This is a genomic window from Micromonospora sp. URMC 107 (assembly GCF_051386315.1).
In the GTDB taxonomy this organism is placed as follows: domain Bacteria; phylum Actinomycetota; class Actinomycetes; order Mycobacteriales; family Micromonosporaceae; genus Micromonospora.
Genome location: NZ_JBPQTK010000133.1, coordinates 1 through 15,420, shown reverse-complemented (window position 1 = coordinate 15,420; position 15,420 = coordinate 1). Strand labels below are relative to the sequence as shown.

Here is a 15,420-nt window from a genome sequence, read left to right as displayed (position 1 = left end):
CGCGGGCGGCGTTCGAGGGCGGGCGGGTGCTGGTGTCGGCCGAGCGGTTGACCGGCGGCACGAAGAAGGGCGTCTACCGGCTGACCCTCGACGACGGGTCCACCGGCGTCGCCTACGTCTGGCATCCGGCGGAGGACTACTGGCCGGCGCGGGCGACACCGGAACGCGACGACCCGTTCGGGCACGCCACCGGGGCCGGCCTGTTCGCCGCGGCGCACCGGGAGTTCACCGCCGCCGGGGTGCGGGTGCCCCGGCTGCTGCTCGCCCCCACCGCGGGCCTGCTGCCCGGCGAGGTGGCGGTGGTGGAGGACGTCCGGGGCGGCACCCTCCAGCACCTGCGGGAGCGCGACCCGCGACGGGCCGAGGTGGTGCTGGCCCGGCTCGGCGACGCCGTCCGGAGCATGCACGCCCGCCGTCGCGACCGGTACGGCCGGCCGGGGTCGCACGGCCCGACGCCCGGCCGGCCGGTGGAGCGGATCGTGCTGCACCGGGCGCTGCGGGACCTGACCGAGGCCGCCGCCCGGGTGGAGCGGATCGCCGCCGTCCGGCAGCGCCTCGCCGACGCCCTCGCCGAGCGCTGCGCTGCCGTCGCGCCCCGCTCCCGGTACGGCCTGATCCACGGTGAACTCGGGCCGGACCACGTGCTCGTGGACGAGCGGGACCGCCCGGTGCTCGTCGACATCGAGGGCGCGACGTTCCTCGACGTGGAGTGGGAGCACGCCTTCCTCGAACTTCGCTTCGGAGACGCCTATCCAACGCTGGCCGTCGACGGTCTCGACGGACACCGGCTGCGCCTCTACCGGCTCGCGACGTACCTGTCGCTGGTGGCGGGCCCGCTGCGCCTGCTCGACGGCGACTTCCCCGACCGGGCCGGCATGCGCGCCATCGTCGAGCACAACGTCACCCGGACACTGGACCAGCTCGCCTGAGTTCCACCGCCGGGGGCCCGGCGGGACCGGGCCGGCACCGGAGCTGGACCCCTCCTCGTGTCCCCGCGTGAACGAAAGCCTGCCCGGAGGCCGCCGTCAGCCGACGGGTCGGGTGTCCGCGAGGTGGGCGCCGAGGCGGCGGACGGTCTCGGCGGCGGCGACCGCGTCGCTGCGGGCGCTGCCGTGCCGGCCGTCGCTGCCGTACATCGTCGGGTCGGCGGTGAGCGGGTGGTCGGTGAGCCGCACGTGCAGGGTGCCGAGGCGCTCCGCGAGGGCCCCGGTGTGCGCGGAGAGCCGCCGCATCCGCTCGCCCAGGCCGGCCCGGTGCCGCTCCGGCACGGCAGGGCTGAGCGACACGTCGAACATGCCGACGGTGATCACGTCCGCACCGGCGGCGCGCAGCGCCTCGATCATCGCGGTCAGCTCCGCGTCGACCGCGTCCGCGTCGTACCCCCGGCCGAAGGCGTCGTTGCCGCCGCAGACCACCAGCGCCAGGTCGGGGCGGAACGCCAGCGCCGGGGCGAGCTGGGCGGCGCGCACCTCGTGCGCCCGCAGCCCCCGCAACCCCAGGTTCAGGTACGCCAGCGCCGGCCGGACGGCCCGCAGTTCGGCGGCGATCCGGTCGGCCCACTGCACGTCGGGGTAGCCGTCGACGGGCTCGCAGAGCCCCTCGGCCACGCTGTCACCCAGCACCGCGAAGCGCCGCCACGGGTGGTCGCGCAGCAGCGTCGCGCTCTCCCCGTCGCGCAGGCAGAACGGGTCCGTCGCTTCGGTCAACGTCAATGGCATGAGCGCACGCTAGTCGACCGGACCGTCCCCGGCCAGCGGCCCGTCGGGCAGGGCCGCCTCCGCCGGGTGGACGCTGGTGCGCTCGACGTGCGAGGAGTGGCAGCTGACCCACCGCGCCGTCGTGCCGGCGACCGGACGCGCCGCCCGGAACCCTTTACGTCTGCGTTGACCAGTGTGAATATGTCTACATCGATCGGCAGACAGCCGATCCAGCCCTCCCCGGGAGGTACGCGTGAGACTCACTCGACGTGGTGTGATGTCCGCCGTCACCGTCGCTCTCCTCGGCGCCACCGTGGCCGTGTCACCGGCCCACGCCGTGCCCGCCGCCCTGACCGCCGAGCGGGCCGCCAGCCTCGCGGCCGGCCTCGGTCCCGACCGCACCGCCGGCTCCTACCTGGACGCCGCGTCGGGCCGTACCGTCGTCGCCGTCACCGACGAGCGGGCCGCCGCCGCGGTCCGCGCCGCCGGCGGCGTCGCCCGCCTCGTCACCCACAGCACCCGAGCCCTCCAGGCCGCCCAGTCCCGGGTGGACCTGGGCGTCACGGGCACCGCCCTCTGGGTGGACCCGGTCGGCAACCAGGTGGTCGTCGGCGTGGACAGCACGGTCGGCGCCGCCCAGGCGGCGCGCATCCGCGCCGCGGTGGCCGCGGCCGGCGGCACGGCCCGGATCACCCCGCTCGCCGGCACGCTGAGCATGCGGATCTCCGGCGGCGACGCCATCTACGGCGGCGGCTACCGCTGCTCGCTCGGCTTCAACGTGCGCAGCGGCAGCACCTACTACTTCCTCACCGCCGGGCACTGCACCGACGCGGTCTCCGCCTGGTACGCCAACTCGGCACAGAGCACCAAGCTCGGTGACCGCACCGGCACCAGCTTCCCGGGTAACGACTACGGCATCGTCCGCTACACCAACACCTCGATCGCCATCGACGGCTCGGTGGGTTCGCAGGACATCACCGCCGCCGGGAACGCGTCCGTCGGCCAGCAGGTGACCCGGCGGGGGAGCACCACCGGCACCCACAGCGGCACGGTGACCGGCCTCAACGCCACCGTCCGCTACGCCGAGGGCACCGTCCGGGGCATGATCGCCACCAACGTCTGCGCCGAGCCCGGCGACAGCGGCGGCCCGCTCTACTCGGGCAGCACCGCCCTCGGGCTGACCTCCGGCGGCAGCGGCAACTGCCGTACCGGCGGCACCACCTTCTTCCAGCCGGTCACCGAGGCGCTCAGCCGCTACGGCGTCTCCGTCTTCTGACCCGACCACCTCGTGGCTCCCCGGCGGCATCCGCCGGGGACCCACGTCGCGTCGGGCATCATGGCGGCATGGTGCAGGTGGCGGTGTGCGGGCCGGCGACCGCGTCGGACGCCGAGCTGGCGCACGCCCGCCGGGTGGGCGAGCTGCTCGCCGAGCGGGGCGCGACCGTGCTCTGCGGAGGCGGCGGCGGGGTGATGTCCGCCGTCGCCGTCGGCGCCCGTTCCCGCGCCGGCCTGGTCATCGGCGTACGCCCCGACGACGGCGCCGCCCCCGGCCCGGCGGCCGACGTGTCGGCCACGGTCGTCACCAACATGGGGCAGGCACGCAACGCGATCCTGGTCTGGAGCGCCGACGCGGTGATCGCGGTCGGCGGCTCCTGGGGGACGCTCTCCGAGGTGGCCCTGGCCATGCGGCGCGGCGGCATTCCGGTGGTGGTGCTCGGCGGCTGGCGGATCCTCGACGCCACCGGCGCCCCCGTCGCCGGCCTGTCGCACGTGTCCAGCCCGGAGGAGGCCGTCGCGGCGGCGCTGCCGCGCTGACGTCGCCCCGCCCGGGCTACGCCTGCCGCCCCGCCCGGTACGCCGCGGCGAGCCGCTTCGGTGCCCGGTCCTGCCACGCCTCGACGACGAGCTCGGCCAGCTCGTCGGGGTCGATGCGGTCCAGCCGGACCAGGACCGCCGGGTAGCCGTCGAAGTGCGCGGTGGTGAAGTAGACGGCGGGGTCGTCGGCGAGCAGCGCCTCCTTCGCGCCCAGGTCCGGCACCCGTACGCCGAGGACGGGCCCGTCCGGCGCGGCGTCGCCGAGGGCGTCGAGGTCGGCGCGGCGCAGCGGCCGCTCCCAGACGAACGCCCTGCCGCGGACCTTCCACGCCGGCGCCCCCTGGTAGGACGGGTGCTCGCCCGCCTCCGGCAGGGCCAGCGCGATCCGGCGTACGTCCTCCCACGTGGCCATGCCCCGACCCTACGCCCGACCCACGACACCCGGCGCCCGCTCGCGCGGCGCGGTCGTGGGCCGGGGGCGCAGGCCGGGCAGGAGCGGCAGCAGGGTGACGACGAGGCAGAACGCCGCCATGGCCAGCAGGGCGGCGACGAGGCCGAACGCGGTCGCCGACCAGCCGCCCAGCAGCGCGCCCAGCGGCAGGCCCGCGAACGCCAGCGACCCGGCCAGCCCGATCACCCGGGTCTGCAACTCGGGCGGCACCCGCTCGTAGATCGCCACCCCGAGCAGCGGGTTCACCGCCGCGATGCCGATGCCGGACACGAACGTCACCGCGAGCACCACCGCCAGCTCCTCGCTCAGCGCGAGGACCAGCAGCCGCGGGGCGCCGCTGAGCGCCGCACCGACCACGAAGGTCAGGTACCGGGGCAGCCGGGGACCGTACGCCGTGAAGAGCAGGTTGCCCAGCAGCGCGCCGGCCGAGAACGCCCCGAGCACCAGGCCCAGCCCGGCGGGGCTGCGCAGGACGTCGGCCACCCAGAGCGGGATGTAGACCGCGACGCTCGCGTTGACCACCATGTTCAGCGCCGAGATGACCAGCAGCATGGTCAGCAGCATCCGGTCGCGGCCCAGGTGGCGGAACCCGCCCGCGAGTGCGCGTAGGTATCCCTCCGGCGCCGCCGGTCCCGCCGGTGCGGCCGGCGGCCGGACCAGCAGGCCGACCAGCAGGGCGCAGGCGGCGAAGCTCGCGGCGTCGATGAGGAGCGCCTGCGTCACCCCGAACCACCAGACGAGCAGCCCGCCCAGTCCCGCGCCGAGCAGGGTGACCAGCCGGCCGAGGCCGTCGTAGACGGAGGTCAGCCGGATCAGCCGGACCCCGGCGGCCTCGGCGGCCGGGCGGAACATCACGTGCTTGACCCGGTCGCCGACGCCCCGCAGCGCGCCCACCAGGGCGACCAGGGCGAGCAGCGCGCCGAAGCCGAGCCAGGGAGCGAGGGCCACCGCCACCATCAGCCCGGCGCTGCCGGCGTCGGCCAGGATCGAGGTGCGGCGCAGCCCGATCCGGTCCGCCCAGGGCGTGCCGAAGGCACTGGAGAGCAGGTAGGGCAGCGTCTCGGCGGCGGCCACCGCGCCCATCTTCGCCGGGCTGCCGGTGGTCTCCAGCACCAGCCAGGGGATGGCCACCACCGAGATCCGGCTGCCCAGGTTGGAGATCAGGTCGGCGGCGACCAGGACGGTCAGCTCCCGCCGGGGGGTCACGCCAGGCTGCCGATCGACGCCTCCGGGTGCTCGACCGACGACGGGTGCTCCTCGGCGTGGCGCGCCCGCAGCGCACGCTTGTCCACCTTCGCGGAACGGTTGAGCGGCAGCCGGTCGACGAACTGCACCCCGCCCGGCGCCCAGGTGTCGCTCAGCTCGGCGGTGACCAGGTCGATCAGCTCCCCGGCGGTCACCGTCGCGCCGGGCGCCGGCACGACGTAGGCGTACGGCAGTTCGCCGGCCGCCTCGTCCGGCACGCCGATCACGGCCGCCGCCCGCACCTGCGGGTGCCCGGCCAGGACGTCCTCGATCGGGCGGGAGTGGATCGGCCAGCTGCGCCGCCGGGTGAGGATCCGGTCCTGCAACCGGTCGACGAGGTAGAGGTAGCCGTCGGCGTCGAGGTGCCCGACGTCGCGGGTGCGGACCCAGCCGTCGACCAGCGTCTCGGCGGTCAGCTCGGGCTGACCGTGATAGCCGGCGAAGCGCAGGTCGGTGTGTACCCACACCTCGCCGTCGGAGCCGGGCGGCAGCACGGTGCCGTCCTCGGCGCGGATCTCGACGCGCACGTCGCCGTACGGCCGGCCGCAGGAGCGCAGCCGCTCCGGGTGCTCCGGGTCGTCGGTCAGCCCCGGCAGGGCGGTGACCACGACGGCCTCGCTGAGGCCGTACACGATGCGCAGCACCGGGCCGAAGCGGGCGATCGCCTGGCGCAGGCGGGCGGGCGCGGCGGGGCCGGCGCCCACGTTGAACATGAACATGGCGGAGAAGTCCGCGCCGGCCAGGGCGGGGTGGTCGAGCACCTCGTAGAGCATCGGCGGGGTGACGAAGGTCGAGTTGATCCGCTCCCGGTCGACGGTGTCGATGAACCGGGCCGGGTCCCAGCCGTCGCGCGGGAACAGCACCCCGCCGGTGAAGAGGTTGAACAGCGTGGTGATCTGGCCGCTGGCCAGCCACATCGGCGAGTGCGACAGGTGCCGCAGCGGCGGGTACCCGGCCGCGCGGAAGTCGGCGGCCAGGGCGAGGATCTGGCTGTAGAAGCTCTCCCGGTGGTGCACCAGCTTCGGGGTGCCGGTGGTGCCGCTGGTCTGCAGGAAGGACTCCGGCACCGGCACCTCGGCCGGCAGGTCGACCCCGGCGGCGCGCTCGGCCGCGGCGACGAGGTCCGGGCCCGCGCCGCCCGGGCCGAGGCAGAGCACGGGCACGCCGGGCAGCCCGGCGGCCAGCTCCGGGCCCAGGCCGGCCGGGTCCCGGGCGTCGTAGACGAACGCGTCGGGGCGGGCCAGCCGGACGAACTCGGTCACCTCCCGGCGGGAGGTGACCGGGGCGATCCACATCGTCCGGCAGCCCAGCAGGTGCAGCGCGAGCTGCACCAGCGGCCCCTCCACCGGGTTGCCGAGCGCGAGCAGCACCGCGTGCCCCGGCCGTACGCCGTGCCCGTGCAGCGCCGCCGCCAGCCCGCGCACCTGCGCGGCGACGTCGGTGTAGCTGAGCCGGCGTCCGTCGCCGACCAGCGCCTCCCGGTCGCCGAAGCCCGCGAACAGCTCCAGCGCCCGGTGCACGTAGCCGGCCCGTCGCTCCGGTCGGTCGGTCATCCGACAGCCCCCTCGCGCAGAAGTGTGGCCGTGCCCCGGGCGGCCCGGGACGGCCGGCGGACGGGCGACCGCGCCGCCGCCGTCCGTGAGCGTAGGGACCACCTGCTGTCACCGGACAGAGCCTGAACGGCGCTCCGGACGGACCGGAGGACATTTGATCACGTCGATCAGGTTGATTGACGGTCGCGAAACGGGGCGGCTAGGTTTCTGGACCATCGTCCAGGCGGTGCCGTCAGCGGATGGCCCTGGGCTGCCCACGATGGAGGTTCAATGTCGACCCCGAAGAGATGGCATGTCATCGCGTCCGCGGCCACCCTGCTCGTCGTCGCCACCCCGGCGATGGTGGCCAGCGCCGGCCCGTCGGACGCCGAGGCGTCCCGCCACCAGCGGGCGGTCTGGGCGGGCAGCTGGGCGGCCGCGGTCACCCGGGGCAACGCGACCGGCCTGACCAACAACGGCCTCAACGACCAGAGCGTCCGGATGGTCGTGCACACCACGGTGGGCGGACCGCAGTTCCGGGTGCGACTGAGCAACATGTACGGCGAGCAGGCCGTCAAGGTCGGCCGCGCCACCGTCGCGAAGCCGAACACCGCGACCCCCGACGACCTGTCCGACATCGACACCTCGACCCTGCGGACGCTGACCTTCGGCGGTGCCACCTCCGCCACCATGAACCGGGGCGCCGAGCTGGTCAGCGACCCCGTCGCACTGCCGGTCGGCGACCAGCAGGACCTGGTGCTGACGGTGCACTTCCCGACCCCGACCGGGCCGGTGACCTTCCACGGCCAGTCCCGGCAGACCAACTTCATCGGCGCCACGGACCTCACCTCCGCCGCCGGCGGGGCCGGGTTCACGATCCGGCCGAACTGCTGCTGGTTCTTCCTCTCCGGCATCGACGTGCAGCGCCGGCACAGCCCCGGCTCGGTGGTGGTCTTCGGCGACTCCATCGCCGACGGCAACGGCAGCACCGTCAACGCCAACAAGCGCTGGCCCGACCTGCTCGCCGACCGGCTCCTCGACGCCCGCCCGGACGTCCGCACCCCGGGCGTGCTCAACCTCAGCCTCGCCGGCAACCGGCTCAACCACGAGGGCCCCGAGCCCGGCGCGGGCGGCTTCCCCGGCTACCACGAACTCGGGCCCAACGCCCTGGCCCGGCTCGACGAGGACGTCTTCGCGCAGACCGACGCCCGGACCGTGATCACCCACCTCGGCATCAACGACATCTGGATGTCGGGCGACTCCGCCGAGCAGATCATCGCCTCGCTGCGGCAGGTCAACCAGCAGGTGAAGGCGCGCGGCCTGCGCAGCCTGGTGTCGACGCTCACCCCGTACGAGGGGCACGGCAACCCGGGGGTGTGGACGCCCGAGAAGGAGGCCACCCGGCAGGCCGTGAACGCGTACCTGCGCGGCAGCGACGAGTTCGACGGGCTGCTCGACTTCGACCGGGTGCTGCGCGATCCGGCGCAGCCGAGCCGGCTGCTGCCCGCGTACGACTCGGGGGACCACATCCACCCGAACGACGCCGGCAACCAGGCGCTGGCGGACGCCGTGCCGCTGCGACTGCTGGGCCTGTGACCTCGGCGCGGGCGGCGGGCGACCCCCCCCCCCGCCGCACCGTCGATGGGGGAGACCGAACGAGGATGGACGTCACCCAGCTGCTGACCCGGCTCTACAGCGACGAGGGCCGGCAGGACCCCTACCCCTGCTACGCCGCCCTGCACGCCCTGGGGCCGGTCAGCCCGGTGCCGGCGCGCGACGAGCACCGCTCGGTCGACGCCGTCGCCGTCGGCTACGACCTGGTCAGCCAGGTGCTGCGCGACCCGCAGTGGTACAAGCAGGCCCCGCCGGGCTGGCAGGAACAGGAGGTGCTGCGCACCCTGCAGACCTCCATGATGTTCGTGAACCCGCCGGAGCACACCCGGATGCGGGCGGTCTTCGCCAAGACGTTCACGCCGCGCCGGCTGGGCGCGCTGGAGCCGACCGTGCACCGGGTCGTCGACGGGCTGCTGGACCGGATGGCCGACGCCGGGGACGCCGCCCTCGACTTCGTCGCGGAGTTCGCGTACCCGCTGCCGGCCCTGGTGATGGCGGAGTTCATCGGCATTCCCGCCGGGGAGCTGGACTTCTACCGGCAGCGGGTGGAGCGGATCGACGACTTTCTGGACGTGGCGGGCAAGACCCCGCAGCGCCTCGCCGCCGCCAACACCGCCGCCGCCGAGCTGCGGGACTTCTACGCCGAGCTGATCGCACACCGGCGCCGGCGGCCGGCTGAGGACCTGATCAGCGCGCTGGTGGAGGCGGTCGACTCCGGCGACGTGGAGCTGACCGCCGACGAGCTGGTCAGCAACCTGATCGTGCTGTTCAACGCCGCCTTCGTCACCACCGTCTACATGTTCGGCAACGGGCTGCCGCTGCTGCTGGCCCACCCCGACGTGGCCGCCGCGCTGCCCGGCGACGACGCGCTGACCCGGGGCGCGGTCGACGAGATCCTGCGGCTGGAGGCCCCCGTGCACTTCCTGGCCCGGGCCGCGCCCCGCGACACCGAGGTCGGCGGGGTGCCGGTCGGGCGGGACCGCAACGTGCTGCTGATCCTCGCCGCCGCCAACCGCGACCCGGCCCGCTTCCCCGACCCGGACCGCTTCGACCCGCGCCGGAGCGGACCGCCGTCGCTGGCCTTCGGCGCCGGCCTGCACTTCTGCCTCGGCGCCGCGGTGTCCCGGTTGGAGGGCCGGCTCGCGCTGCCCAGACTGCTGGCCCGCTTCCCCGGGCTCACCGTCGCCGAGGCGCCGACGTACAGCGGCAGCCTCTTCCTGCGCGGCGTCGACAAGCTGGCCGTGCACACCCGAGGAGGGCCCGCGTGAGCGTCCATCCGCAGGTGGCGGCGTACCGGGCCGCCCGCGAGGCGGCCGGCACCCCGCCGCTCTACACCCAGACCCTGGCCGAGGCCCGCGCCGCCGACCTCGCCGCGATCCGCGCCGGCGGCGGCGCGGTCGAGCCGGTGCACGAGGTACGCGAGACGCGCGTGCCTGGCCCGGCGGGCGACCTGCCGGTGCGGATCCACCGACCGGCGGGGGAGGGGCCACTGCCCACCCTCGTCTACTTCTTCGGCGGCGGCTGGACGCTGGGCAGCGTCGACACCGCCGACGGCATCTGCCGGCGGCTGGCGAACGCGGTGCCCTGCCAGGTGGTCACCGTCGGCTACCGGCTGGCCCCGGAGCACCCCTTCCCCGCCGCCGTGCACGACTGCCACGCGGCCACGCGGTGGATCGCCGCGCACCCGGAGGAGTTCGGCGTCGACTCGCGGCGCGTGGCGGTCGGCGGCGACAGCGCCGGCGGCAACCTCGCCGCCGCCGTCACCCTGCTGGCCCGCGAGCGCGGCGGGCCCCGGCTCGCCGCCCAGCTGCTGGTGTACCCGAACACCGACCAGACCGGCGATCCCGACGGCGACGGCGAGGACCCGCTGCTGTTCAACCGCCGCTCGGTCGCCTGGTACCGGGGCCACTATCTCGCCGACCCCGCCGACGCGCGGCACCCGCTGGCGTCGCCGCTGCTCGCCGCGGACCTGACCGGCCTGCCGCCGGCGCTGGTGATCACCGCCGAGCACGACCCGCTGCGCGCCGAGGGGGAGCGGTACGCGCAGCGGCTGCGCGACGCCGGGGTGCCCACCACCCACACCCGGTACGCGGGCATGATCCACGGCTTCTTCGCCATGCCCGGGGCGTTCGACGACGGCCGGCGCGCCCAGGACCAGGCCGCCGCGTTCCTGCGCGGTCGGTTCGGTGCGACGGCCAGCGGGGCGACGGGCGACGGTGCGACGGGCGACGGGGCGGCGGCCGGCGGTGGGGCGGCCAACGGCGCGACGGGCGACGGGGCGGCCGGCGGCGGGGCGACCGCCAGCGGGGCGGTGCCGGTGGGAAGGGAGACTGGCGATGGTTGAGGGCGTGCTGCCGAAGTCGGACCTGCCGGTGGCGCAGCCGTCGCCGGCCAGCCTGGCCGACTTCGCCGGGCCGGCTCGGGCGGTGCTGCCGCCCGACGTGTGGGACTACGTCGACGGCGGCAGCGGCGCCGAGACCACGCTCGCCGCCAACCGCCGCGCGCTGGACCGGGTGGCCGTGCTGCCCCGGGTGCTGCGCGGCGTGCACACCCCTCGCACCGAGGCGCGGCTGCTCGGCACCTCGTACGCGATGCCGGTGGCCGTGGCGCCGATGGCGTACCAGCGGCTGGTGCACCCCGACGGGGAGCTGGCGCTGGCCGCCGCCGCGGGCGGGGCCGGCGTGCCGTACGTGGCGAGCACGCTGAGCAGCGTGCCGATCGAGCAGATCGCGCAGACCGGCGCGACGGTCTGGTTCCAGCTCTACTGGCTGCGCGACCGGGGCCTGGTCGCCGAACTGCTGGACCGGGCGCACGCGGCGGGCTGCACCGCGCTGACGGTCACCGTGGACGTGCCGATCCTCGGCCCGCGGCGGCGCGACGTGCGCAACGCGTTCGCCATCCCGCCGCACGTCGTGGCGGCCAACCTGCCGGCCGGCCGGGACGACCTCGCGCACACCGCCACCCCGGGGGTCTCCGCCATCGCCGCGCACACCGGCGACGTCTTCGCGCCCGCGCTGACCTGGGCGGACCTGGAGTGGCTGCGCGGCCGTACCGCCCTGCCACTGGTGGTGAAGGGCGTGCTGGACCCGCGCGACGCGGAGCTGGCGGTGGCCGCCGGCGCGGACGCCGTGGTGGTCTCCAACCACGGCGGCCGGCAGCTCGACGGCGCGCCGGCCACCGCCACCGTGCTGCCGGAGGTGGTGGCGGCGGTGGCCGACCGGTGCGAGGTGCTGCTGGACAGCGGCGTGCGCGACGGCGTCGACGTGCTGCGCGCGCTCGCCCTCGGCGCGCGGGGCGTCCTGGTCGGGCGGCCGATGCTGTGGGCGCTCGCGGCCGGCGGCCGGGCCGGGGCGCGGACGGCGCTGACGCTGCTGGCCGACGAGTTCCGCGACGCCCTGGCGCTGGCCGGCTGCGCCGATCCGGAGGCCGCCCGGGAGCTGCGCGTGCTGAGGGAGGGCTGAGCGGTGGCCGATCCGGTGGACCTGCACGTCGCCGACCTGCACCCGGCGGTCGACGACCCCGCGCTGAACTCGATGAACTTCCTCAACGAGGTGGCCCAGCACTACCCCGACGCGGTGTCGCTGGCGGCCGGCCGGCCGTACGAGGAGTTCTTCGACGTCGCGGCGCTGCACCGGCACCTGGAGACGTTCCGCCGGCACCTGGCCGACGACCTCGGGCAGAGCCCCGCGCAGGTGCACCGGACGCTGTTCCAGTACGGCCGCACCAAGGGCATCGCGCACCATCTCGTCGCCCGCAACCTCGCCGTCGACGAGGGCGTCACGGTCGACCCGGAGGCGATCGTGGTGACCGTCGGCTGCCAGGAGGCGATGTTCCTGGTGCTGCGGGCGCTGCGGGCCGACCCGCGCGACGTGCTGCTCGCCGTCGCGCCGACGTACGTGGGGCTGACCGGCGCCGCCCGGCTGCTGGACCTGCCGGTGCGACCGGTGCGGGGCGGCCCGGACGGCATCGACCTCGCCGACCTGCGCGAGCAGGTGCGCCTGGCCCGGGCGGCGGGGCTGCGCCCGCGCGCCTGCTACGTGATGCCGGACTTCGCCAACCCGTCCGGGACCAGCATCGGCCTGGCCGACCGGCGGCGGCTGCTCGACCTGGCCGCCGAGGAGGACCTGCTGCTGCTGGAGGACAACCCGTACGGCCTCTTCCCCGCCGGGGACGCCGGGCGGCTGCCCACGCTCAAGGCGCTGGACACCGCGCGGCGGGTGGTCTACCTGGGCTCGTTCGCCAAGACGGTGCTGCCCGGCGCCCGGGTGGGCTACGTGGTCGCCGACCAGCGCGTCGCCGGCGCCGACGGCACGGTGGACCTGCTCGCCGACCAGCTCGCCAAGATCAAGAGCATGGTCACGGTGAACACCTCGGCGATCGCCCAGGCGGTGGTCGGCGGGGCGCTGCTGGAGCACGGGTGCAGCCTCGTGGCGGCCACCGTCCGGGAACGGGCCGCGTACGGCCGCAACCTGCGCCACCTGGTCGACGGCCTGGCCCGGCGGTTCCCGGCGGCGACCTCGCCGGTGCGGTGGACCGTGCCGGCCGGCGGGTTCTTCGTCGTGGTCACCGTGCCGTTCGCCGTCGACGACGCCCTGCTGCACCGCTCCGCCCGCGAGTACGGGCTGCTCTGGACGCCGATGGCGCACTTCTACGACGACGGCGCCCCGGTCGACGCGCTGCGGCTGTCGGTGAGCGCGGTGACCCCGGAGCAGATCGACCTCGGGCTGGACCGGCTGGCCGCGCTGGTCGCCGACGAGACGGCCCGACGGGCGGCGACCGCGGGCGTGGCATGACACACCGCGTTCACCGCACGGCAAAGCGCGACTGCCCGTGTTCCGCCGTCCTGGGTGGACACCCATAATGGACGCCATGGTCGCCTGGGAGTACGCGTTGCTGGTCCGCCGTTATCAGGGGCAGGGCCGCAACTTCCATGTCAGCTTCATCTGGTACGGCCCGGACGGGTCGCGCCGGGACATCACCGCGTACGGTGACACGGCGATCGCGCACCTCAACCGGGCCGGCCGGGAGGGCTGGGAACTGGTCTCCGCCGCCGAGGACGTGAACAACGTCCAGGGCAGCACCGAGGTGCACCGCTACCACCTGAAGCGGCCCGTCGCCTGAGGCCGCGGCCCGTTCCTCCTCCCCGCCGCCCGGGGTCCGCCCCGGGTAGGGCTCGGGTCCGCCCGGGTCCGGGGCGCACGACGCCGCCCCGGCGCCGGTTCGTACCACGCCGCCACCCGCCGGCGGCGTGCCGGGCGCGCGGCGGTCGTTGCTAGCGTTTCCTCCCGCCGTCGCCGACCGGCCGCCCGCCCGGGGCACCGGCGCCGCGCGGCGGGAGGAGGAGCCGTGGCGGCAGCAGGAGACGCGGCGCGGCCGGTGGCCGGGTCACCCCGGTTCGTCGTCGGCGTCGACTTCGGCACCCTCTCCGGCCGGGCGGTCGTGGTCGACGTCGTCGACGGCGCCGTGCGCGGCGAGGCCGTCCACCCGTACCGGCACGGGGTGATCACCGAGCGGCTGCCCGACGGGACGCCGCTGCCGCCGGACTGGGCGTTGCAGCACCCCGACGACCACCGCGAGGTGCTCCGCGTCGCGGTGCCCGCCGCGCTGCGCGCCTCCGGGGTACGGCCCGAGGACGTGTGCGGCGTCGGCGTCGACGCCACCTCCTGCACGATGCTGCCCACCCTCGCCGACGGCACCCCGCTCTGCGAGCTGCCCGGCCTGACCGGCCGGCCGCACGCGTACCCGAAGCTGTGGAAGCACCACGCAGCCCAGCGGCAGGCCGCCCGGATCAACGACGTCGCCGTCGCGCGCGGCGAGCGCTGGCTGCCCCGCTACGGCGGCCGGGTCTCCGCCGAGTGGCAGCTCGCCAAGGCGCTGGAGGTGCTGGAGGAGGATCCGGCGGTCTTCGACCGGGCGGAGCGGTTCATCGAGACCGCGGACTGGCTGGTCTGGCAGCTCTGCGGCCGGGAGACCCGCAACGTCTCCGCCGCCGGCTACAAGGGGCTGCGGCAGGACGGGCGGTACCCGTCGGCGGAGTTCCTGCGCGCCCTGCACCCCCGCCTCGACGGGCTGCTGCCCCGCGTCGACGGCCCGCTCGTGCCGACGGGCGCCCGGGCTGGCGGGCTGACCGCCGCAGCCGCCGCGTGGACCGGGCTGCCGGTCGGGACCGCCGTCGCGGCGGGCGCCATCGACGCGCACGTCACCGCCGCGGCGGCCCGCGCGGTCGAGCCCGGCCGGATGCTGGCGGTGCTCGGCACCTCCACCTGCCTGATCATGAACGCGGAGACGTACCGCGAGGTGCCCGGCGTCTGCGGCGTGGTCGACGGGGGCGTCACCACCGGGGCGTGGGGCTACGAGGCGGGACAGAGCGGGGTCGGCGACATCTTCGCCTGGTACGCCCGCAACGCCCTGCCGGCCGCCTACGCCGACGAGGCGCGCCGCCGGGGGTTGAGCCCGTACGAGTTGCTGGACACCCTCGCCGCGGACCAGCCGGTGGGCGGGCACGGGCTGCTGGCCCTGGACTGGCACAGCGGCAACCGCTCGGTGCTGATGGACCACGAGCTGAGCGGCGTGCTGGTCGGGCTGACCCTGGCCACCCGGCCCGAGGAGATCTGGCGGGCGCTGCTGGAGGCCACCGCCTTCGGCGCCCGGACCGTCGTCGACGCGTTCACCGCCGCCGGGGTGAGCGTCGACGAGCTGACCGTGGCCGGCGGGCTCACCCGCAACCGGCTGCTGCTGCGCATCTACGCCGACGTGCTCGGCCGCCCGCTGCACGTGGTCGACGCCGCGCACCCGGCGGCGCTGGGCGCGGCCATCCACGCGGCGGTCGCCGCCGGGGCGTACCCGGACGTGCCGGCGGCCTCGGCGGCGATGGGCGCCGCCCGGCGCGAGACCTGGCACCCCGACCCGGCCCGGGCGGCGGCCTACGACGAGTTGTACGCCGAGTACCGCGCCCTGCACGACCACTTCGGCCGGGGCGGCACCGACGTCCTGCACCGCCTGCGCCGACGCCTGCCTGAGCGAGGACATGGTCGCCGAGCTGACGAAGTGCGTACGGACGAACCTG

The 15,420-nt window shown here is 75.8% G+C and carries 13 protein-coding genes and 1 pseudogene; 10 read left to right on the top strand and 4 right to left on the bottom strand.

What is annotated here, in order from left to right; genetic code table 11:
* The coding region (locus ACSNN9_RS23750) for a phosphotransferase family protein (protein ID WP_436675456.1) at positions 1–929 on the top strand (929 nt) is incomplete at its 5' end.
* Positions 930–1,025: 96 nt separating this feature from the next.
* Here the strand turns inward: ACSNN9_RS23750 and ACSNN9_RS23745 are convergent.
* Complete coding sequence (locus ACSNN9_RS23745; RefSeq protein WP_436675455.1) at positions 1,026–1,718, bottom strand: SGNH/GDSL hydrolase family protein; 693 nt, start codon at positions 1,716–1,718, stop codon at positions 1,026–1,028.
* A gap of 256 nt (positions 1,719–1,974) precedes the next feature.
* Between ACSNN9_RS23745 and ACSNN9_RS23740 the strand changes: the two genes are divergently transcribed.
* Both ACSNN9_RS23740 and ACSNN9_RS23735 read left to right on the top strand, forming a co-directional pair.
* Positions 1,975–2,973 carry a S1 family peptidase gene (locus ACSNN9_RS23740; protein WP_436675454.1) on the top strand — a complete coding sequence of 333 codons (999 nt, stop codon included), beginning with the start codon at positions 1,975–1,977 and terminating at the stop codon, positions 2,971–2,973.
* Between the two features lie 68 nt (positions 2,974–3,041).
* Positions 3,042–3,512 (top strand): dethiobiotin synthetase, encoded by a 471-nt coding sequence (locus ACSNN9_RS23735; RefSeq protein WP_436675453.1) that lies wholly within the window; start codon positions 3,042–3,044, stop codon positions 3,510–3,512.
* Between the two features lie 16 nt (positions 3,513–3,528).
* Here the strand turns inward: ACSNN9_RS23735 and ACSNN9_RS23730 are convergent, their stop codons facing one another.
* From ACSNN9_RS23730 to ACSNN9_RS23720, 3 genes are read right to left on the bottom strand one after another with little or no spacing between them, the layout of a single operon-like run.
* Positions 3,529–3,924: an MmcQ/YjbR family DNA-binding protein gene (locus ACSNN9_RS23730; protein WP_358090572.1), complete on the bottom strand. Its 396-nt coding sequence runs from the start codon at positions 3,922–3,924 to the stop codon at positions 3,529–3,531.
* 9 nt (positions 3,925–3,933) lie between these two features.
* A complete protein-coding gene (locus tag ACSNN9_RS23725) occupies positions 3,934–5,169 on the bottom strand; it encodes an MFS transporter (RefSeq protein WP_436675452.1) in 1,236 nt (411 codons plus the stop codon).
* Positions 5,166–6,761: a class I adenylate-forming enzyme family protein gene (locus ACSNN9_RS23720; RefSeq protein ID WP_436675451.1), complete on the bottom strand. Its 1,596-nt coding sequence runs from the start codon at positions 6,759–6,761 to the stop codon at positions 5,166–5,168. Before ACSNN9_RS23720 ends, ACSNN9_RS23725 begins: the two co-directional genes overlap by 4 nt.
* Before the next feature lie 297 nt (positions 6,762–7,058).
* Between ACSNN9_RS23720 and ACSNN9_RS23715 the strand changes: the two genes are divergently transcribed.
* The 7 genes and pseudogenes from ACSNN9_RS23715 to ACSNN9_RS23685 all read left to right on the top strand — a co-directional run.
* A complete protein-coding gene (locus ACSNN9_RS23715) occupies positions 7,059–8,336 on the top strand; it encodes an SGNH/GDSL hydrolase family protein (RefSeq protein ID WP_436675457.1) in 1,278 nt (425 codons plus the stop codon).
* 65 nt (positions 8,337–8,401) lie between these two features.
* Entirely contained in the window at positions 8,402–9,622 is a 1,221-nt protein-coding gene (locus tag ACSNN9_RS23710; protein ID WP_436675450.1) for a cytochrome P450, read from the top strand.
* Positions 9,619–10,554, top strand: a pseudogene (locus tag ACSNN9_RS23705) (alpha/beta hydrolase); the annotation flags it as partial. The gene ACSNN9_RS23710 and the pseudogene ACSNN9_RS23705, both read left to right, overlap by 4 nt.
* A 136-nt stretch (positions 10,555–10,690) precedes the next feature.
* Positions 10,691–11,815 (top strand): alpha-hydroxy acid oxidase, encoded by a 1,125-nt coding sequence (locus ACSNN9_RS23700; protein ID WP_436675449.1) that lies wholly within the window; start codon positions 10,691–10,693, stop codon positions 11,813–11,815.
* A gap of 3 nt (positions 11,816–11,818) precedes the next feature.
* On the top strand, positions 11,819–13,147 hold the full coding sequence (locus tag ACSNN9_RS23695) for a PLP-dependent aminotransferase family protein (RefSeq protein WP_436675448.1): 1,329 nt from the start codon (positions 11,819–11,821) through the stop codon (positions 13,145–13,147).
* A gap of 67 nt (positions 13,148–13,214) precedes the next feature.
* A complete protein-coding gene (locus tag ACSNN9_RS23690; protein ID WP_121398707.1) occupies positions 13,215–13,475 on the top strand; it encodes a hypothetical protein in 261 nt (86 codons plus the stop codon).
* A gap of 225 nt (positions 13,476–13,700) precedes the next feature.
* Positions 13,701–15,420: ribulokinase (locus tag ACSNN9_RS23685; protein ID WP_436675447.1), on the top strand; the 1,720-nt coding region annotated here is incomplete at its 3' end.